24 protein-coding genes are annotated in these 19,317 nt (G+C 62.9%); 10 read left to right on the top strand and 14 right to left on the bottom strand.

The genetic code is table 11. The features are described from left to right. Positions 1–37: 37 nt before the first annotated feature. Positions 38–1,594: a Do family serine endopeptidase gene (locus NKG60_RS06235; RefSeq protein WP_352974447.1), complete on the bottom strand. Its 1,557-nt coding sequence runs from the start codon at positions 1,592–1,594 to the stop codon at positions 38–40. A 205-nt stretch (positions 1,595–1,799) separates the two neighbouring features. Between NKG60_RS06235 and NKG60_RS06230 the strand changes: the two genes are divergently transcribed. Then, positions 1,800–2,051 (top strand): CopG family ribbon-helix-helix protein, encoded by a 252-nt coding sequence (locus tag NKG60_RS06230; protein ID WP_502912295.1) that lies wholly within the window; start codon positions 1,800–1,802, stop codon positions 2,049–2,051. A gap of 133 nt (positions 2,052–2,184) precedes the next feature. Here the strand turns inward: NKG60_RS06230 and NKG60_RS06225 are convergent, their stop codons facing one another. From NKG60_RS06225 to NKG60_RS06185, 9 genes are all read right to left on the bottom strand, one after another. Further along, positions 2,185–2,646 carry a cytochrome c-type biogenesis protein gene (locus tag NKG60_RS06225; protein ID WP_352974443.1) on the bottom strand — a complete coding sequence of 154 codons (462 nt, stop codon included), beginning with the start codon at positions 2,644–2,646 and terminating at the stop codon, positions 2,185–2,187. Continuing rightward, positions 2,643–4,631, bottom strand: a complete 1,989-nt coding sequence (locus NKG60_RS06220; protein ID WP_352974441.1) for a heme lyase CcmF/NrfE family subunit — start codon at positions 4,629–4,631, stop codon at positions 2,643–2,645. The genes NKG60_RS06225 and NKG60_RS06220 overlap by 4 nt, the downstream gene beginning before the upstream one ends. Positions 4,632–4,702: 71 nt before the next feature. Beyond that, the gene (gene ccmE, locus NKG60_RS06215) at positions 4,703–5,146 is read right to left on the bottom strand and encodes a cytochrome c maturation protein CcmE (RefSeq protein WP_352974439.1); all 444 of its coding nucleotides are present in this window, start codon (positions 5,144–5,146) and stop codon (positions 4,703–4,705) included. Between the two features lie 3 nt (positions 5,147–5,149). Then, positions 5,150–6,286 (bottom strand): c-type cytochrome biogenesis protein CcmI, encoded by a 1,137-nt coding sequence (gene ccmI / locus NKG60_RS06210; RefSeq protein ID WP_352974437.1) that lies wholly within the window; start codon positions 6,284–6,286, stop codon positions 5,150–5,152. Positions 6,287–6,427: 141 nt separating this feature from the next. After that, complete coding sequence (locus NKG60_RS06205; protein WP_352974436.1) at positions 6,428–6,862, bottom strand: RT0821/Lpp0805 family surface protein; 435 nt, start codon at positions 6,860–6,862, stop codon at positions 6,428–6,430. 122 nt (positions 6,863–6,984) lie between these two features. Beyond that, entirely contained in the window at positions 6,985–8,397 is a 1,413-nt protein-coding gene (locus NKG60_RS06200) for an ATP-binding protein (protein WP_352974659.1), read from the bottom strand. Between the two features lie 10 nt (positions 8,398–8,407). Then, a complete protein-coding gene (locus NKG60_RS06195) occupies positions 8,408–9,073 on the bottom strand; it encodes a response regulator transcription factor (protein WP_352974433.1) in 666 nt (221 codons plus the stop codon). 64 nt (positions 9,074–9,137) lie between these two features. Beyond that, complete coding sequence (locus NKG60_RS06190; RefSeq protein ID WP_352974432.1) at positions 9,138–9,437, bottom strand: hypothetical protein; 300 nt, start codon at positions 9,435–9,437, stop codon at positions 9,138–9,140. 374 nt (positions 9,438–9,811) lie between these two features. Further along, a complete protein-coding gene (locus NKG60_RS06185; RefSeq protein ID WP_352974429.1) occupies positions 9,812–10,222 on the bottom strand; it encodes a DUF3168 domain-containing protein in 411 nt (136 codons plus the stop codon). Between the two features lie 267 nt (positions 10,223–10,489). Between NKG60_RS06185 and NKG60_RS06180 the strand changes: the two genes are divergently transcribed. Continuing rightward, complete coding sequence (locus tag NKG60_RS06180) at positions 10,490–10,705, top strand: hypothetical protein (protein ID WP_352974427.1); 216 nt, start codon at positions 10,490–10,492, stop codon at positions 10,703–10,705. Positions 10,706–10,749: 44 nt separating this feature from the next. Continuing rightward, positions 10,750–10,941: a hypothetical protein gene (locus NKG60_RS06175; RefSeq protein ID WP_352974425.1), complete on the top strand. Its 192-nt coding sequence runs from the start codon at positions 10,750–10,752 to the stop codon at positions 10,939–10,941. A gap of 31 nt (positions 10,942–10,972) precedes the next feature. On the opposite strand, the gene NKG60_RS06170 is transcribed toward NKG60_RS06175, so the two are convergent. Together NKG60_RS06170 and NKG60_RS06165 are read right to left on the bottom strand one after the other, a co-directional pair. Beyond that, positions 10,973–11,239, bottom strand: a complete 267-nt coding sequence (locus tag NKG60_RS06170; RefSeq protein ID WP_352454326.1) for a DUF1488 family protein — start codon at positions 11,237–11,239, stop codon at positions 10,973–10,975. Further along, positions 11,236–11,508 (bottom strand): hypothetical protein, encoded by a 273-nt coding sequence (locus NKG60_RS06165; protein ID WP_352974657.1) that lies wholly within the window; start codon positions 11,506–11,508, stop codon positions 11,236–11,238. Before NKG60_RS06165 ends, NKG60_RS06170 begins: the two co-directional genes overlap by 4 nt. A gap of 244 nt (positions 11,509–11,752) precedes the next feature. Between NKG60_RS06165 and NKG60_RS06160 the strand changes: the two genes are divergently transcribed. From NKG60_RS06160 to NKG60_RS06150, 3 genes are all read left to right on the top strand, one after another. Next, entirely contained in the window at positions 11,753–12,091 is a 339-nt protein-coding gene (locus NKG60_RS06160) for a co-chaperone GroES (protein WP_352974423.1), read from the top strand. A gap of 102 nt (positions 12,092–12,193) precedes the next feature. Further along, positions 12,194–13,813 carry a chaperonin GroEL gene (groL, locus tag NKG60_RS06155; RefSeq protein WP_352974422.1) on the top strand — a complete coding sequence of 540 codons (1,620 nt, stop codon included), beginning with the start codon at positions 12,194–12,196 and terminating at the stop codon, positions 13,811–13,813. 78 nt (positions 13,814–13,891) lie between these two features. Beyond that, positions 13,892–14,053 carry a hypothetical protein gene (locus NKG60_RS06150; protein ID WP_352525670.1) on the top strand — a complete coding sequence of 54 codons (162 nt, stop codon included), beginning with the start codon at positions 13,892–13,894 and terminating at the stop codon, positions 14,051–14,053. An 80-nt stretch (positions 14,054–14,133) separates the two neighbouring features. On the opposite strand, the gene NKG60_RS06145 is transcribed toward NKG60_RS06150, so the two are convergent. Further along, positions 14,134–14,838, bottom strand: a complete 705-nt coding sequence (locus NKG60_RS06145; protein WP_352974420.1) for a TetR/AcrR family transcriptional regulator — start codon at positions 14,836–14,838, stop codon at positions 14,134–14,136. 19 nt (positions 14,839–14,857) lie between these two features. On the opposite strand from NKG60_RS06145, the gene NKG60_RS06140 reads away from it, so the two are divergent. Beyond that, positions 14,858–15,433, top strand: coding sequence for a cupin domain-containing protein (locus NKG60_RS06140; protein ID WP_352974418.1), 576 nt, complete (start codon positions 14,858–14,860; stop codon positions 15,431–15,433). A 123-nt stretch (positions 15,434–15,556) separates the two neighbouring features. Here the strand turns inward: NKG60_RS06140 and NKG60_RS06135 are convergent, their stop codons facing one another. Then, positions 15,557–15,823, bottom strand: coding sequence for a hypothetical protein (locus tag NKG60_RS06135; RefSeq protein WP_352974415.1), 267 nt, complete (start codon positions 15,821–15,823; stop codon positions 15,557–15,559). 20 nt (positions 15,824–15,843) lie between these two features. Here NKG60_RS06135 and NKG60_RS06130 point away from each other — a divergent pair, with 20 nt between their 5' ends. From NKG60_RS06130 to NKG60_RS06120, 3 genes are all read left to right on the top strand, one after another. Continuing rightward, a complete protein-coding gene (locus NKG60_RS06130; protein ID WP_352974414.1) occupies positions 15,844–18,003 on the top strand; it encodes a transglycosylase domain-containing protein in 2,160 nt (719 codons plus the stop codon). A 96-nt stretch (positions 18,004–18,099) separates the two neighbouring features. Then, positions 18,100–18,684: a DUF1214 domain-containing protein gene (locus NKG60_RS06125; protein ID WP_352665885.1), complete on the top strand. Its 585-nt coding sequence runs from the start codon at positions 18,100–18,102 to the stop codon at positions 18,682–18,684. Further along, positions 18,677–19,225: a DUF1254 domain-containing protein gene (locus NKG60_RS06120; protein ID WP_352862717.1), complete on the top strand. Its 549-nt coding sequence runs from the start codon at positions 18,677–18,679 to the stop codon at positions 19,223–19,225. The genes NKG60_RS06125 and NKG60_RS06120 overlap by 8 nt, the downstream gene beginning before the upstream one ends. Positions 19,226–19,317: the final 92 nt, after the last annotated feature.

Here is a 19,317-nt window from a genome sequence, read left to right as displayed (position 1 = left end):
GTTGAAAACCGCCGCACCGGAAAAGTCGAACCGGTCGTCAGCCCTTGGCGACAGGCAATGCAACGAAGCGGTTGCTGTCGTCGCGGGTGATCTGCATCAGCACCGCCTTGCGTCCGGACTTCACCGCGTCGGCCATCGCCTTGTCGACGTCGCCGGTGCCGTTCACTTCCGTCGAATTGACGGAGGTGATGACGTCGCCGGGCTGGATGCCGCGATCGGCGGCATCGCTGTTGGGATCGACATCGGTCACCACAAGGCCCTTGCCACTGTCGGACTTGGTGACGGTCAGGCCGAGATCGGCGAGCGTGTCCGTCTTCGGCGCTGGGGCAGGCTGCTGGTCGGCCGAGGCCTGCTTGTCGCTCGACGGCAGCTTGCCGAGATCGACCTTGACCGCCTCGCTCTTGCCGTTGCGCCACACCGTGACATCGACCGGTTTGCCGGGCGGGTATGCGCCGATCAGACGGGCGAGTTCCTTCGGCGAAGCAACGTCCTTGCCGTCCACCTGGGTGATCACGTCACCGGCGGTGATGCCGGCCTTCTTGCCGGGACCGTTGTCCTGCGCGCTGGCAACGAGCGCGCCCTTGCCGGACCCAAGGCCAAGCGACTCGGCGATTTCGGGGGTGACCGGCTGGATCTCGACACCGAGCCAGCCGCGCTGCACGGTACCGTTCTTCATCAGATCCTGCACGACCTGCTTGGCAGTCGAAGCGGGAATGTCGAAGGCAATGCCGACGCTGCCGCCCGACGGCGAGAAGATCGCGGTGTTGATGCCGACGACCTGGCCGTTGAGGTTGAAGGTCGGGCCGCCCGAATTGCCGCGGTTCACCGAGGCGTCGATCTGGATGAAGTCGTCATAGGGACCGGCGCCGATATCGCGGCCGCGGGCCGAAACGATGCCTGCGGTAACCGTGCCGCCGAGGCCGAACGGATTGCCGACAGCCACCACCCAGTCGCCGACGCGAACCTTGGAATCATCGGCGAAGTCGACATAGGTGAACTTGTTGCCGTCATCGACCTTGAGCACGGCAAGATCAGTGCGCGGATCGGTGCCGATCAGCTTGGCGTCAAGCTCCTTGCCGTCATTGGTAACCACGGTGAAGGCGGTGCCTTCCTCGACGACATGGTTGTTGGTGACGAGATAGCCATCATCGGAAATGAAGAAGCCGGACCCTTGCGCCACCGGCCGCGGCTGGTCGTTGTTGCGGTCACGATGTCCAAAACGGCGCATTCCGTTCGGACCCTGATCGCCACCCTGATCGCCAAAACCGCGGAATTCGCGGAAGAACCGGCGCAGCTGCGGGTTGTCGGGAAGATTGCCTAGACCGTCCTCGTCGTCCATCTGGCCGGAACCGTCATCGGCCGTCGACTGGATCTTGGCCTTGACACGCACGCTGACGACCGCCGGCGAAACGCGCTCGACCACATCGGCGAAGCTTGGGACCTGCGGTGCCTCGACACGCACGGCGTCGGCCAGAACCGGGGCTGTCCCGGTGGCAACAGCACCAAAACCGAGGGCGCCGGCAATGGCCAGGGATGCGGCTGCGGCCAACAGGCGTTTGCGGGTGCGAAGATATGAATTGGGGGCAACATTCATGGTTCTTGTATCCTCTTTTCAAGGGACGCCCCTTGATTGGCATCCTCGACAAAGAAAATAGAGAGCCGCACATTACGGCGCCATTTCCGGTACATGAAACTTTCGTAATGTATTCACCGACAAAGACGTACAAATCTCTTGGTCGTGCCCGTTCGATGCCCTATCAGTTCAGCACAAGGCTTTCACTGTGACAGCAAGCGCCACCATGACGATTCGGGTTTCGACCGAAACCAAGCTGAAGCTTGAGCGGATCGCCGCTGTCACTCGGCGCAGTAAATCCTTCCTCGCGGCCGAGGCGGTTTCGGCCTATGTCGATCACGAGCTTGAGATCATCGAAGGTATCAAACACGGCATAGCCGACGCTGCAGCTGGCCGTGTCGTGCCTCACGACGAAGCCATAGCGGAAATCGACGCCATGATCGAAGCGGCGGAAGCCAAGCGCGCAGACAAGGAGTGAGGCGGTTCGTCGCCTGGTCGCGAGAAGCGCTGGACGACATTAAACTGCAAGTCCCCTTCGTCGCAGGAGAGAACCCGGCCGCCGCCAGACACGTCGCGGGCCTGGCCGCCGGAGGAATGGCCGGATTAGCTGATTAGTTACCCAGCATCTTGTCCAGCGCCGCCTGTTCCTCGGCAGTCAATGCAGCGGTCGCGGTCGAGCGGCGCGAGCGGGCGGCCAGCAGGATGAATGTCCCGCCAACGAGCAGCAGAAGAACTGGCGTCCCCCAGAGCAAGACATTGCGCAGATTGAAGCGTGGCTTCAGCAGCACGAACTCGCCGTAGCGCGAAACGATATAGTCCATCACCTGCCGGTCGGTATCGCCGGCGACCAGGCGCTGGCGCACAAGGATGCGCAGGTCACGGGCAAGATCGGCATCGGACTCGTCGATCGACTGGTTCTGGCAGACCATGCAGCGCAAGCCTTCCGACAAAGCGCGCGCCCGCGCCTCGAGCGCCGGGTCGGCGAGCACCTCGTCGGGCTTGACTGCCTGCGCCGCGCCGGCGAACAACAGCGCCAGCAGCAGGACCAGCGAGGCCAGTGTGACCCTTTTCATGACGAGCTCGCCGATGGCACGGCGGCCGCAGCCTTGCGGCGCGACGGTGCGCCGACGCGCAGGCGGCGGTCGAGCAGCGACATCGCCGCCCCCGCCATCATCACCAGTCCGCCGCCCCAAATCAGCGTCACCAGCGGCTTCCACCACAGACGAACGACGACGGAGCCATCGCTGCCCTCGTCGCCAAGCGAAAGATAGAGCTGGCTGAAGCCGATCGTCCTGATGCCGGATTCGGTCGTGGTCATCTGGCGCACCGGATATGAGCGCTTGGCCGAGGTGATCTCGCCGGTGACGCTGCCGTCGGCGCCAAGCAGGGCGAAGCGGCCGCGATCCTCACTGTAGTTAGGCCCCTGGGCCGGGTAGAGCCCCTCGAAGCGCAGCTTGTGGCCGGACAGTTCGACGGTCTCGCCGGCATGCATCGCCAAGATTTTTTCGGTGCCGAAGCAAAGCGTGCCGACAATGCCGAGCGTCGTCAGGCCGAGACCGAGATGCGCAAGCGCTGTGCCGAAGACCGAGCGCGGCAGGCCGGCGAGGCGCCTGAGCATGGCGGCGGGCGCGACGGTGCCGAAGCCGGATTTGACGGCGAGATCGGTGAGCGCGCCGCAGATCAGCCAGAAGGCAAGGCCGACACCGAGTGCCGCCAACACCGATGCGCCGTCGATGAACAGGGCGGTCACCAGCACGGCCAGCAGCGCCGCCGCGAAAGCCGCCATCAGACGCTGGGCGACCGCGAAAATGTCGCCGCGCTTCCAGGCGAGCAGCGGCCCGAACGGCACGACGACCAACAGCGGCACCATCAGCGGGCCGAATGTCAGGTTGAAGAACGGCGCGCCGACCGAAATCTTGTCGGCAGAGAGGGCTTCGACGACGAGCGGGTAGAGGGTGCCGACCAGCACGGTGGCGGTGGCGGTGGTCAGGAACAGATTGTTCAGCACCAGCGCGCCTTCGCGCGAGATCGGGTGAAACAGGCCGCCGGCCGTCAGCCGGGAGGCGCGTAAGGCAAACAGCGCCAGCGAGCCGCCGATGAACAGCGTCAGGATGCAGAGGATGAACACGCCGCGCGTCGGATCGGTGGCGAAGGCGTGCACCGAGGTCAGCACGCCGGAGCGTACCAGGAAGGTGCCGAGCAGCGACAGCGAGAACGTCAGGATCGCCAGAAGCAGCGTCCAGATCTTCAGCGCCGAGCGCTTTTCCATGACGATCGCCGAATGCAGCAGCGCCGTGCCCGCCAGCCACGGCATGAAGGACGCGTTCTCGACCGGGTCCCAGAACCAGAAGCCGCCCCAGCCGAGCTCGTAATAGGCCCAGTAGGAGCCCATGGCGATGCCGCCGGTGAGGAACATCCAGGCAACCAGTGTCCACGGCCTTACCCAGCGCGCCCACGAAGCGTCGATGCGGCCCTCGATGAGGGCAGCGACCGAGAAGGAAAAGCAGATCGAGAAGCCGACATAGCCGAGATAAAGCAGCGGCGGATGGATGGCGAGGCCGAGGTCCTGCAGGATCGGGTTGAGATCGCGGCCCTCGATAGGCGCCGGATTGAGCCTGACGAACGGGTTCGACGTCGTCAGGATGAACAGGAAGAAAGTGGCGCCGATCGCTCCCTGCACGGCAAGCACATTGGCCCGAAGCGTCGCCGGAAGATTGCCGCCGAAGACGGCGACGAGCGCGCCGAAGAAGGTCAGAATCAGCACCCAGAGCAGCATCGAGCCTTCATGATTGCCCCAGGTTCCGGTGATCTTGTAGATCAGCGGCTGCAGCGAATGCGAATTCTCCCAGACGCTCTCAACCGAAAAATCAGAGCCTGCATAGGCAGTCGCCAGCGCCACGAAAGACAGCGCCGTCAAGGCAAAGCCGGTCAGCGCGGCCGGTGCGCCGACGGCCATCATCTTGTGGTTGCCGGTGCGCGCACCGAACAGCGGCACCATCGTCTGCACCAGGGCCAGCGCAAACGCCAGGACCAGGGCGAAATGTCCGGTTTCAACCATTGTCGCCGCGCTCGCTAGATCTTGCCGCAGGTTCTTGCCGCAAAACCGTGGAACACTTTTGCGGAACCTTTCTATTCACTCTTGCTCTCCTGCCATACGCCCTTGGCCTTGAGGCCGTCGGCCACTTCCTTGGGCATATAGGTCTCGTCATGCTTGGCCAGCACGCTGTCGGCGACAAAGATCCCGTCAGGGCCAAACGAGCCTTCGGTGATCACGCCCTGCCCTTCCCGGAAAAGATCGGGAAGAATGCCGGTATAGGTAACCTTGACGTCCTTCTGGTTGTCGGTCACCGAAAAGGCAACGGTGGCGCCCTGGCCGCGCTCGACGGTGCCTTTTTCGACGAGACCGCCGAGCCTGATACGCTGGCCCGGCTGAAGGCTGGCGGTGGCCAGATCGGCCGGCATGTAGAAATAGGAGGCCTTCTGGCCAAGCGCGTAGAAGGTCAGCCCGGTTGCAACACCGAGAAACGCCAGCCCCGCGGCGATCACCGACAGTCGTTTCTGCTTGCGCGTCATCGTCTACTCCGTCGCCGTCACGCCGAGCGAGGCGGCAAAGGCGGTGAATTTCCTGGCCTGGTCGCTGTCGGCGCCAAAGACGGCGATACCGCGATTGAGCGCATCACGCGCCTGATCTGTCTTGCCCAGTACGGCATAGGAACGAACGAGCTGCATCCACCCTTCCTCGTCGCGCGGATTTTGCCGAAGCCTTTCGTCGAGGCCGGCAACCATGGTGCTGATCATGGCTTGCCGGTCCTGCGGCGACATCGAGGAAGCAGCATCGATATCCTCGGCGCTCGGCCCTTTCGCAGGCGTTTCCGAAGCGACGCTGCGGGCGGCGGATTCGGCCAGCGCCTGCTCGACGGCGCCGCGCCACGGCGAGCCCTGCGGCAAGGCGGCAAGCATCTTTTGCCAGGCCGCCGTGGCTTCAGCTGTGCGGCCTTCCTGTGCCATGCCCATGGCAAGATAGAACGAGGCCTTCGGATTGGCCGGATCGAGCTTCAACGCCGCCTCGAACGCCGCCTGCGCCTCGGCCGAGACAATGCCGCCGGCCGCATTGGCGATCGCCTCGCCAAGACCAGCCTGGCGGGCGGCGCTGTCGCCGTCGAGGCGGATGGCATTGCGATAGGCGGTCACCGCATCGGCGTATCGCTGCATGCGCAGATAGACCGGCGCCAGCACGTCCCAGCCGCGGCCATCGGATGGGTTGGCCGCCAGGTGCGCCTCGGCGCGGGCTATCAGCTCGTCGACCGAGCTGTCGGCGGGGTTCTTGGCCAGGCGTTCGCTGAGTGGCTGCGACGGCAGGTCGGGTGAGCCGAGCTGGCCATAAAGGCCCCAGCTGACCAGCGGAACAACCAGAACGGCAGCCGTCGCTACCAGCCTTGCCGACCGCGACGGCTGCGTCGCCGTGTCGGCGGCCTGGCCGGCATTGCTCAGGCGAAGGATGCGGCGGGCGATTTCGGCGCGAGCCTCTTCGGCCTCCATTGGCTGGATCAGGCCACGCGCCATATCACGGTCAAGCTCGGCCAGCTGGTCGCGATAGACTTCAAGGTCGTGATCACCGGCAGCGGACGCGTTCTTCGAACCGCCGGTCAACGGCAGCAGCACCGCCAGGCTTGCGCCCAACGTCAGGATTGCGGCTATGACCCAGAACAGCATGGCTCTTCCAATAGAACGAGACCCTTGCCCTGCCAACACAAGCGTGCTGCGACGCTTTGGCGGGACCGCTCCGATCGATAATGCATGTCGCGCAAAAGTGTGCAGCGGTATTGCGATAACGACCATGCATCAAAGGACCAGCTACGTCAGCGGCGTCCAGCTGCCGTCGGCATTGCGGCAGGCGGTTCCGCGCGCGGTGGCGCCAGCGGTGCCGGTAAACACCGTATGGGTGTATTGCCGGCAGTCCTGCGATCCGACGCGATAGGGCTGGGCGGCAACCACTTCGCCGCGATGGGCCGAACTGTCGCTCTTCCAAGCCACTTTCTGGCCGCTCGCCGTGTATTCAAGCGCCTTGTATTCCGCCTCGAGCGCGCTGCGTTTCTCGGTCTCGCTCAGGCCGGCGCCGATAGAGCCGCCGACGAGGCCGCCGCCCATGGCGGAGATGATCGTCGTCGCCACCTTGGCGCCGCTGGGAGGCGTCGCGGTCGGCGTCACCGTAACGACCGAGCCCTTGCCGAGCGTCGTGCAGCCGGAGACGGCGAGCAGGGCGGAAACGAGCGCGACGCGAATCTTCATGCCAAAACCGGCTTTCTTGGGCTGGACCGCCGCGCTGTCAGCAGGCTGACGCGGCCATAATGTCGATGTTTGTCGGAAATTTGGCCGCAGCCGGCCACCCGGAAAAGCAATCTGGAAAAGCATTACTGAAGGCTCCGCAATCGAACCATCGCCTTCAATCCACCCATGACGGATCGTTCCAGCGCGAGAACGCCTCCATACTCGTTGACAAGGTCGGCGACAATGGCAAGTCCGAGCCCGCTGCCCGGTTTTGTCTCGTCGAGACGCCGGCCGCGCTGCAACACCTCGCGCGCCTTGTCGTCGGGAATGCCGGGGCCGTCATCCTCGATGCTGATCTCGAACAGGTTGGCCGCGCCTTCCTTGCCGGCAACGGGCTTGACCGAAACGGCGACCGCGCTCCTTGCCCATTTCATCGCATTGTCGAGCAGATTACCGAGCAGTTCCTCCAGGTCCTCGCGTTCGCCGGCAAAGACGATGTCGGTGGCCGGCAGTGAGAGTGACAGCGCCGTCTGCGGGTTGAGCTTCTGCAGCACCCGCACCATGCGCTGGACCAGCGGTGTCACCGGCGTCCGGTAGACGACGCTGTCGCGCTGCGCGGCGACGCGGGCACGTTGCAGATAGTGGTCCACCTGCTTCTGCATGGAAGCGGCCTGTTCGGCGATCAGCTTGCCTTTGGCGCCACCCAGCGCCCGCCCCTCGTTGAGCAGCACGGCAAGCGGCGTCTTCAGCGAGTGCGCCAGGTTGCCGACCTGGGTGCGCGACCGCTCGACGATACGCCTGTTGTTCTCGATCAGCGCATTGGTCTCGTTGGCCAGCGGCTCGATCTCGGCCGGGAAACGGCCGTCGAGGCGTTGCGCGGTTCCTTCGCGCACCATGGCAAGCGCATTCCTGACCCGGCGCAGCGGCTGCAGGCCGAGCAGGATGGCAATCGCATTGATGGCGATCATGCCGACGCCGAACAGCGACAGATAGGTCAAAAGGCGCCGCTGGAAGGTGGCGATTTCCTGCTCGAGCTCGGTCTGGTTGCCCATGACGCGGAAACGCGCGGCGCGGTTTTTCGCATCGAGGACGAACTCGCTCTCGAACACCTCCAGTTGCTCGCCTTCGATGCCGTCCGCTGAATAACTGCGCTGGAAGCTGGCATTGAAGGGCACCTCGGCAACGCTTGGCGACGGGATCGCCTTGGTCATCGACGACGAATGGAGATCGCCGTGCACGCCTTCCGAGGCGGGCTCGACCGACCAGTACCAGCCGGAATTCGGCTCCGAGAACCGCAAATCGCCAAGGTCGGGGGCGCCGGTCAACTGGCCGCTTTCAGAAACGCCGACCGAGCCGATCAGGTTGAACAGATGCGCCGAAAGCAGGCTGTCGAAACCGCGCTCGCTGGCCTGGCGATAGAGCGTGGTGATCAAGGTGAAGATGACGACCAGAGTGAGGATCGCCCAGACCGTGGAAAAGGCGATGACGCGAAACGCCACCGAACGCGGCCATGACCGCAGGGACGGCGTGTTCGAGACGGCGGGTTTTGTAGGCAGCGGTTCCGCGTTACGCCTCCGGCTTACGCATGCGGTAGCCCATGCCGCGAACAGTTTCGATCATGTCGATGCCCATCTTCTTGCGAAGCCGCCCGACAAAAACCTCGATCGTGTTGGAATCGCGGTCGAAATCCTGGTCGTAGAGATGCTCGACCAGCTCGGTCCGGGACACCACCTCGCCCATGTGATGCATCAAATAGGCAAGCAAGCGGAATTCGTGCGAGGTCAGCTTCAGCGGCACGCCGTCGACGTCGGCCTTGGAGGCCTTGGTGTCGACACGCAGCGGCCCGCAGGTCAGCTCGGACGAGGCATGCCCGGCAGCACGCCGGATCAGGGCGCGCACCCTGGCCAGGATTTCCTCGATGTGGAAGGGTTTGGTGACGTAGTCGTCGGCGCCGGCGTCGATGCCGGCAACCTTGTCGCTCCAGCGGTCGCGTGCCGTCAGGATCAGCACCGGCATCTTGCGGCCGCCGCGCCGCCAGCGCTCGACCACGCTGATGCCGTCCATCTGCGGCAGGCCGATATCGAGCACCACGGCATCGTAGGGCTCGGTGTCGCCGAGAAAGTGCCCTTCCTCGCCGTCGAAAGCGCGGTCGACGACATAGCCGGCATCGACCAGCGCGTCGCCGATCTGCCGGTTGAGATCCTTGTCATCTTCGACGACGAGTACGCGCATGCGGAAGGCCTGTTGAAGCTGTTCAGATATAGGCCGATTCCGGCAGACTGGGAAACGGCACGGTTCAGTTCAGCGGAACGACGATCTCCGAGCGACGGGGACGCTGCCCGTCCTTGCCCGGAACGAGCACGACGATGACGCAGACCGGCCGGCCGCCGCGTGTCGATTGCGAGGCCTTGGCCAGGGTGCCGCCATTCTGCTCCGCCACCTGCTGGCCGATCGCGTAGCAGTCGGACGCGGCGAGGACGACTGGCTGAGTCCACTCGGGCGCGGCAGCGGGGAGCGCCATTGCTTGCGACGCAAGCAGGCCGGCGGCCGAGAGCGCCAATGCCGCGGTCCGGAAGTGGAAGCGAAGGGTTTTCATGGCCAGCGTTCTAACGCGCCGGTGCTGAACGTGATATGAACGGTGAACGCTCGAATGCATGCCCGCCACACCCCTGAAGCGCGAGATTATCGGATTGCCATTTCGCCGCCCGGCCCCGCGAAATCACGAATGTTTAACCTAGCCCTGCAATCCTTCGCCGACAACCGGCATCATCTGGCGGGCAGGACCATTTGGGAGGACGAAGCATCCGGCCCGAGGCAAACCGATGGCAGTTCAGGCGAACCGAACCTGAAACAAAAAACCCGCCTCTGCGGCGGGTCACTGGCGCCATCAGCACCATAATTGATTTAGTAGCATAGTTGCCGGCACAAAGCAAGAACAAAATTGCCCGATTTGCGGAAAGTGCCCGGTGGTCAACCCTCGTCCTTGATCACTGCGCGGAAGCGCAGCAGCCCGTGATGGGCCGAAAGGTCCTCGTCGTAGCGGGCTTCAGCGAATTCGAGCTTGAGGTGGGCGCGGCGATGTCCGCCGAGCGAGAGTGCCGTATCGCGCAGGCGGGTGCTGACCAGGTCCATGATGTCGTTGGTTTCCTTGCTGGCCTCTGATTTCGACCAGACATGCAACGTCAGCAACTGTTCTGCGTCGTTCTCCATCCCCGTTGCCCAATCGTAGACGCTGGTGCGGCCGAAGGTCATGTGGGGGAACGCAACATTTTCCGGCGCATGGTCGAACAGTCTTGCATCGCCAAGTGCCGCCGACAGGTCGGGATCGCCGTTCACTGCCTCGAATATGGCCCTCTGCAATTCGACGGCCGGCGCGGTCATCGTCTTTCCCTTCGCCCGTCGCGTCGACCTCCCGGCTGCGTAGCTGCGTTGCATGAAGCCATCCCGGCAAAGCGCGAATCAGCGCGTCTCACGCGGATTATGAACCTTCATGACCTCGGCAATAAGCCCTGCTCCCGCAACCCGCGATGCCGCGGCCTTTCGCGTCACGGACGCCCTTGAGAGTGACGCGAATTCATTTGGCATGGAGGGAGTTCGAAGAACGGTGCTATGAAGATGTCTGGTTTCCAAACATTCGAGGTCGTTTTCGTGCGCGAGCCATCGCTGTTGCCTGTTTTCGGAAAGCTTGGGGCCAAGGCGCCGATGGTCGCGATTGCGGCGCCGACCATATCGATGACCATCAAGAATTTCGGCAACCGCACGCGGGAGGTGCTCTCCGCGCACAGTAGCCTGGCCCTGAAGCTGTCCGTCGTTTTGTGGACGGTGGTTGTCCTGGCGGCAGTATTCTTCGTCGCCCAAGCCTGACCGAGCGACACTCATCGATCGGGCGGAAACTAAAGGACGCCAAGATGGCCAACCGCTACGCGCTGCGTATGGAACGTCCTCACTGCTGGACCGTCTTCGACGTCTTCACCGGCCAGCGGGTCGAGCTCAAGCAGCAATCCATGGTCGGTTTGAACACCCACGATGTGGACGCGATGGTCGAGCGGCTGAACGGTCGCGACGTCAAGCGGCGGGCGAAGGCGGACCGGAAGCCCTGAGAAAGCGTCTTGCGGACGGATCGCGACGGATCTAGCGAAAATCGGCCGCAGTCAGCACATATATGCTCCTGCGGGTGCGGGCATAAGCATTCCTGGCAACATCGTGGATCGAGCTGGAAGCCGTGTCGAATGCTGCCAGGTAGGTAGCTTCCGAGGCCGCCGTTCCCGGCTGCATCTTGGAGATGGCATCGGTTGCGACCGAGAAGGAAATCTGGAACATGCCGTCATGGCCGACGAAGCGGATGCGTTTGCTTGCCTCGTCGTAGCTGCGGCTGGGATTGGGAAATGTCAGGCTCATGATTTGGCCTCCGTCGGTGCGGATACGGCATGCTTGACTGTCCGTGCCGCCCGCTTCTTCTTTGGGGCGACCGGATTCAGAGCTGCCGCCGCGCGATCCGCCTCTTCCTTGGCCAGTCGCAATTCCCTCAGCTTCGCCGTCTTGATCATCCTGGCCTTCGCCTCCGAGAGATATTCGGCAGTTGCTTTGTTCCGCTCCGCTGTTTTCTTTTGATTTTCCATGAAGCGAGCCTGAGCTTTTTCCATGATGTTCTGATTGCCTTCGGCCATCGGTAAAATCTCCCTTGCAGCGAAAGTCGTGAATGTGAGCTTCACCGTAAAATAGGTGTTCAAGGACAGAAATTCAATTTCATTAATATTCGGCAAGGCCCCGAACACCGGGGGATGGCCAAGCAAAATAATACATTCAATATTTGACATGGCCTATGAATATTTTTTGGCACTCCTATCAATCGAGTGCCAGAGCGCCTATAGAGAGGGGCGGCCGCCTAAGCCGGCCCCAGAAAGAGTCCCCATGAAATTCCGGCCACTCCACGATCGCGTCGTCATTCGGCGCGCCGAAAGCGACACCAAATCCAAGGGCGGCATCATCATCCCCGACAATGCCAAGGAGAAACCGCAGGAAGGCGAAGTGATCGCCGTCGGGCCGGGCGCGCGGGACGAAAGCGGCGTGCTGATGGCGCTCGACGTCAAGGCCGGCGACCTCATCCTGTTCGGCAAATGGTCCGGCACCGAGGTCAAGATAGACGGCGAGGAGCTTCTGATCATGAAGGAGGCCGACATCATGGGCATCATCGACAAGAGCGAGATGGGCATCATTGCCAAGAGCGTGGCTGCCAAGAAGGCCGCCTGATTGGAATGCCGCGCGCCCAGCCGGGCGCGCAAAGAATGCTCCAAGCTTTGATTCAGGCGCGCTGCAAGCGTCTTGCCACGACCAACCGAACTGGAAAAAATCATGTCTGCCAAGGAAATCAAATTCTCCACCGACGCGCGTGACCGCATGCTGCGCGGTGTCGAAATCCTCAACAACGCCGTCAAGGTGACGCTCGGCCCCAAAGGCCGCAACGTCATCATCGACAAGGCCTATGGCGCGCCGCGCATCACCAAGGACGGGGTGACGGTGGCCAAGGAAATCGAACTTTCCGACAAGTTCGAGAACATGGGCGCACAGATGGTGCGCGAAGTGGCCTCGAAGACCAACGACCTCGCCGGCGACGGCACCACCACCGCCACAGTGCTTGCCGCTTCCATCCTGCGCGAGGGCGCCAAATTCGTCGCCGCCGGCATGAACCCGATGGACCTCAAGCGCGGCATCGACCTTGCCGTCAGCGCCGTCGTCAAGGAAATCCAGGCCCGAGCCAAGAAGGTCAAGTCCTCAGGCGAGATCGCGCAGGTCGGCACCATTGCCGCCAATGGCGACACCAGCGTCGGTGCCATGATCGCCAAGGCGATGGACAAGGTCGGCAATGACGGCGTCATCACCGTTGAGGAAGCCAAGACCGCCGAAACCGAACTCGACGTCGTCGAAGGCATGCAGTTCGATCGCGGCTATCTCTCGCCCTATTTCGTCACCAATGCCGAAAAAATGCGCGCCGAGCTGGAAGACCCCTACGTGCTCATCCACGAAAAGAAGCTCGGCAATCTGCAGGCGCTGCTGCCCATCCTCGAAGCCGTGGTGCAAAGCGGCAGGCCGCTGTTGATCATCTCCGAGGACGTCGAGGGCGAAGCGCTGGCGACGCTGGTCGTCAACAAGCTGCGCGGCGGCCTCAAGGTCGCTGCCGTCAAGGCACCTGGCTTCGGTGACCGCCGCAAGGCGATGCTGGAAGACATCGCCGTGCTCACCGCCGGACAGATGATTTCCGAGGATCTCGGCATCAAGCTGGAGAACATCACCATAGACATGCTCGGCCGCGCCAAGCGCGTGCTGATCGAGAAGGACACCACCACGATCATCGACGGCGCCGGCGAGAAGACCACCATCCAGGCGCGCGTCCAGCAGATCAAGGGGCAAATCGAGGAAACCACTTCCGACTATGACAAGGAGAAGCTGCAGGAACGTCTCGCCAAGCTGGCGGGAGGCGTTGCCGTCATCCGCGTCGGCGGCGCCACCGAATCCGAGGTCAAGGAAAAGAAGGACCGCATCGACGATGCGCTGAACGCCACGCGCGCCGCCGTCGAAGAAGGCATCGTTCCCGGCGGCGGCGTCGCGTTGCTGCGCGCCAGGGCTGTGCTGAACGGGCTGACCGGAGCCAATGCCGATGTAACGGCGGGCATTTCGATCGTGTCGAGAGCGCTCGAAGCGCCGATCCGGCAGATCGCCGAGAATTCCGGCGTCGAAGGTTCGATCGTCGTCGGCAAGCTCGCCGACAGCAAGGACCACAACCAGGGCTTCGATGCCCAGAACGAGGCCTATGTCGACATGATCAAGGCCGGCATCGTCGACCCCGCTAAGGTGGTGCGGACGGCGCTACAGGACGCGGGCTCCATTGCGGCGCTCCTGATCACTGCTGAAGCCATGATCACCGACGTTTCGGCCAAGGAAGCCGCTGCTTCGACCGGCGGCATGGGCTATTGACCAGCTGCCGGAAACAAGCCTGAAAGACAGCCGCCGGGGTATCTTCCCCGGCGTGCCCCTCGGCAAGGAGATCGATCCATGATCGCATTCGTCCCGAAGCCAAATGCGGCGGCGAAGACCAAAGTGGCCGAGGAAAGCCGCTTCGATCGCATTCGCAGGCTTGCCGACAAGCACAGGAAAGCCGACGCGGGCACAATAGGCCGCGACCCGAAAAAGATAGCGGACAAGCGTCCCATGTGATCCGCGAGATCAGCGTCAGATCATGAGACCGGCGGCTAAAAGTCTACAAGCATCCGTTTCCAGCGCCGACGGTTGTCAAGTCAACGGCTTGTTAGCTCGGCATCCCGCAAACTCGACCTGACGCTGCGGACGAGGACGAGCATGGTTTCCACCGCCTCTTCGTCAGAGAGGCCCTGGTTCTCGACAAGCGACAGCCAGGTCGTGAAGTCCAGCGCATGTCCTATCGCGGCAACGAGCAACCTTGCAGTTCCGCCATCCGGGTCGAGGTAGCCTTGTGAAAGGATCGCGACGCCTTTTGCGAGAACCTCTCGCCGGCGGGCCAGTGCGGCAGCGACAACCGGCATTTCGGCATCGCGATACAAATTGGCTAGGAGCTGCCGCTTGCGCCTGTAATAGCCGTAGAGCTGGAAAAGCGCTGTCCGGAGCCGAGCTTCCGGTTCGACGATCGATCGCCATGCTTCAGGGTTGGGGGGCGGGTCCTGGGCGAACGAATATGCCGAGCAAGCATTGAAGACCGCTTCCTCGTCGGGAAAATGACGGTAGACGGTTAGCCGTTGCACCCCCGCTTTCTCGGCGACGGCGCTCACCGTCGTTCGCGATGGACCCACCGAACTGTGCAGATCGAATGCTGCGCGGGTGAGCGCAAGATGGGTCTCGGCCTGCTTGATCGCGCGTCGCTGCAACCGGTATGAGCGACGCTGGCCTTCTTTCAGTGAACTCATATGATCACCGATATTGACTTGGGTGTGAATGGCTCGTAGAAATGGGTGATCGGCAGCGTACACCCATTTTCAGGAGGATGATATGGAACGCGCAGTGCCTGATCCAAGCCCCCAACGTGCGACGGCTTACTCGCCTCACAGCCATTCATCGGACCCCATCACAATTCTGCCTGAAGCCGGTGACCGCTTTGACTTGGGCGGTTTCGGCATCCACTGGAAGATAGACGGATTCCACACCGGGGAGCGCTTCTCCATCGTGCACCATCCGCTCGCCCCTCGTGCGCTGGCCGCGCCCTTGCACCGGCATCACCGTGAAGACGAATATTCATATGTGCTGAGCGGCAGTTTGGGCGCGTTGCTTGGAGAGAACGTTATTACCGCCGGGCCGGGCACATGGCTGTTCAAGCCGCGAGGCGAATGGCATACGTTCTGGAACGCGGGCGACACGCAGTGCGAAATCATCGAAGTGATTTCACCCGCTGGCTTCGAGAATTATTTCCGCGAACTGGCCGTCATCTGGCCAGACAGAACAAAGTCCGGCGAGCTTTTGCGGAAGTACGAACTGGATATGGACTTCGATAGCGTTCCAGGCCTCTGCACCCGATTTGGACTGACATCCGCACGCACCGCCGCTGCAACGGCCGCACGGCAGAAATAGATACACGCCTGATCGCCTTGCGAGTGCATGCGGTTTGCGATAGCAGGCCATTGCAGGAGACCCGGAAAGGTTTGACTGATTCCGGTGAAAATCACCGGGTGTGCTGGCGGTGGCACCAGGCCCTTATCGCGTCTCGCCGCTGATCAGCGCGGCATGGTCCTTGATGATGGTAGCAACGAAGCGGATGACGGCGCGCACCGGCGCCTCTCGCGCGGGGCCGTCAGCATCTCGCTGACGCCGCACGGGGGCCGTCTTCCCCTCGACAAACCTCCCGCTTATCTTCATCGCCCTTATCTTCATCGCCCTTGTAGGCAGCGCCAAAATGGACGAATAGTCATAGCGGCGCGCCGCCCTGAATTTGCCGGCATGCGGTTTCTCAGTTGGCGGCATCGCCGCAGCCGGATCCTGGAATGGCCAGTCCTTTGGAACCACGCAAGAGAAGAGGTCCGATCGCCGCAAGGCTGCTGGCGGTGGATGCGTGGATCGATTCCTCGGTCTACGAAATCGGCTTCAGGGCGCGCCAGTTCTGGGAAGCGGCGACCATCTTCTCGCGGCGTTTCCGCGTCGGCGGCTGGCGCCGCGGCCTGATCGAACTGTTGAGTGAAGGTTTTACGCTGGGTGCCGGCGGCATCGTCGTGCTTTTGGCGCTGGCCTTGCCGGCCTTCCAGATAACCGCCGGCGACTGGCGCACGCAAGGCGACTTCGCCGTCACCTTCCTCGACCGCTACGGCAACGAGATCGGCCAGCGCGGCATTATCCAGCGCGATTCGGTGCCGGTCGACGAGATGCCCGACCATGTCATCAAGGCGGTGCTGGCCACCGAGGACCGCCGTTTCTTCGACCATTACGGTATCGATGTGCTCGGCCTGTCGCGCGCCATATTCGAGAATGTGCGGGCAAATTCCGTCGTCCAGGGTGGATCGAGCATCACCCAGCAGCTGGCCAAGAACCTGTTCCTGACCAATGAACGGACGTTCGAGCGCAAGATCAAGGAAGCCTTCCTGTCGCTGTGGCTCGAAGCCAATCTGTCGAAGAAGGAAATCCTGCAGCTTTACCTCGACCGCGCCTATATGGGCGGCGGCACATTCGGCATCGAGGCCGCAGCCGATTTCTATTTCGGCAAGAGCGTCAAGGACCTGAACCTCGCCGAGGCAGCGATGCTGGCCGGCCTGTTCAAGGCGCCGACCAAATACGCGCCGCACATAAACCTGCCCGCTGCCCGGGCGCGGGCCAACGTGGTGCTGTCCAACCTGGTCGATTCCGGCTTCATGACCGAAGGCCAGGTGCTGCAGGCAAGATTGCACCCGGCCGAAATCGTCGACCGTGGCGAGCAGAAGAGCCCCGACTATTATCTCGACTGGGCCTTCGACGAGGTCAAGAAGATCGCCGCCAAAGGCGGCCCGCACTCGCTTGTCGCCCACACCACCTTCGACGCCAACATCCAGAAGGCAGCCGAAGAATCGATGGAGTTCCACCTCCGCCAGTTCGGCAAGGAATACAACGTCACCGAGGGCGCCATCGTCGTCATCGAGACCAATGGCGCGGTTAGGGCGATCGTCGGCGGCCGCGACTACGGCGCCAGCCAGTTCAACCGCGCCACCAAGGCACTTCGCCAGACCGGCTCCTCGTTCAAGCCCTATGTCTATGCGACAGCGATGGAGCATGGCTTCACGCCGGATTCGGTGGTTTCCGGCGGACCCATCTCCTGGGGCAGCTGGTCGCCCCACAATTACAATGGCGGGTCGGCCGGCAACGTCACGCTGATCACGGCGATGGCCAAATCGATCAACACGGTGCCGGTGCGGCTGGCCAAGGATTATCTCGGCATCAAGCCGATCAAGGCGATGGCCGAGGCGATGGGCGTCGAGTCGCCGCTTGAATCGCACAAGACCATGGTGCTCGGCACGTCGGGCATGACCGTGATGGATCAGGCGACGGGCTACAGCGTGTTCGCCCAGAACGGCTTTGCCGGAACCCGGCACGGTATCAGCCAACTCTTCACTCGTACCGGCGAGGTCGTCTACGACTTCGCCAAGGATGCGCCGCCGCCGCACCGGGTGCTGTCGGAGCAGGCGCTCAAATACATGAACACTATGCTGGCTGCCGTTCCGGTGATCGGCACTGCCCGGCGCGCAGCCCTTCCAAACATCGTCGTCGCCGGCAAGACCGGTACGACCCAGTCCTACCGCGATGCCTGGTTTGTCGGCTTTACCGGCAACTACACGACCGCCGTCTGGCTCGGCAATGACGACTTCACCGCGACCAACAAGATGACCGGCGGCACGCTGCCGGCCATGGTGTGGCAGCGCCTGATGCTCTATGCGCACCAGAATATCGACCTCAGACCGATCCCCGGCCTCGATCACCCCTTCGTCGATGCCGAAATCGCCGCCAAGGCCGAGGAAGCGGAAAAGAAGAACGCCGAACAGGCAGCAGCCGATCCCGCCGCCGAGCGTCCGCCGGTGCTGTCCAGCCGGACCACCCAGACCCTGAAGGAACTGACCAAGCTGTTCCATGCGGCACCCGTGCTCGATGCGCCCGCTACGCCGGAGACCCTATCGGCGCTGTGACGACCAATTCCGCGAGGCCGCTTGCCACAAGGCCCTGCGCCGCGATATCCCCGAGCGGCGATCTTTCAGTCCCGGCCTTCGGTTCCCTGCCTCCTCATGCTCAAGAACGCCTTCCTGACACTGCTCTCGATTGCCATCGCCGTCGTCGGCGGTGGCGGCAGCGTCTGGTATGCACTGAAGCTGCAGGACGGCGTCGGCGCCATCAGGATCGGCCAATGGACCGCCTTCCCGGATATCGGCACGCCGACGGCAGATCCCTATTCGAAGGCCCGCGTGGCTCGCGAAGGCGTGCTGGCGCTCGGACAGGCGGAAGGACTGTCCTTCATAGCCGAGCGCGATTCCGGCGGCGAACAGCTCAAGCGGCAATGTGCCTACAAGATTGCGGGCGGCTTTCCCACCGCCCGGTTCTGGACGCTTTATGCCGCCGACCAGTCGCTTGGCGTGGTCGGGACCGGCAAGCCGAGGCTGGCTGCGCTGCAGTCCTATCAAGTGCTGCGCCAGGCTGACAATTCGGTGGTCATTTCCGTCGGCAGCCGCCCTGCGCCCGGCAATTGGCTGCTGACCAGCGGCGCCGGCAAGATGTACCTGGTGCTTACGTTCTACGACACGCCGATCGCCAGCAGCACCGGTCTCTCGGACGTCACGCTGCCGCAGATCCAGAAGGTCGGCTGCAATGCGTAGCCTGCTGCATGCCGTGCTGCTCGGACTGCTCGGCGCCGGCATCGTGCACATCATCGTGCTGCTGCTCGTCCCCGAGTTTTCCGAACGCGACGCCTGGTCGCGATTGGCCATGGCTTCGGATCTCTACAAGATGACCAGGCTCGACGCGGAAGCCGGCGGTGCGCCGGTGGTGAAATCGGTCGATCCGCTGTTTTATGCGGCGGCATGCCGCTTCGACCTTGCCGAAGGGATGGTGCGGGTCAAGGCGCCGGGAAAGGTGCCGTTCTGGTCGATATCGGTCTATGACCGCGGCGGCCACAACATCTACTCGTTCAACGACCACAGCGCGACCGCAGGCCTGCTCGACACCGTTGTGCTGACGCCGGCCCAGATGATCGAGGTCCGCAAGGATCTTCCCGAGGAATTGCAAGGGGCCATCTTCGTCGAGGCGCCGATAGAGGAAGGCGTCTTCGTCATCCGTTCGTTCGTGCCCGACGACAGCTGGAAGCCGATCGTCTCGCGGTTTCTCGAACAGAGTTCCTGCGAACTGCAGGATTTTTAAGCCGGTTCCGATGCTCAGTGATGAGGTACCGGCAATGTCCCCGAAGGTCCAGGCTTGTCGGAGCCGGCCGGCCGCGTTTCGCCCGTCAGCGG

It is taken from the genome of Mesorhizobium sp. M1428 (genome assembly GCF_040317515.1).
Taxonomy (GTDB): Bacteria; Pseudomonadota; Alphaproteobacteria; order Rhizobiales; family Rhizobiaceae; genus Mesorhizobium.
This window is presented reverse-complemented; position numbering and strand designations above follow the sequence as displayed.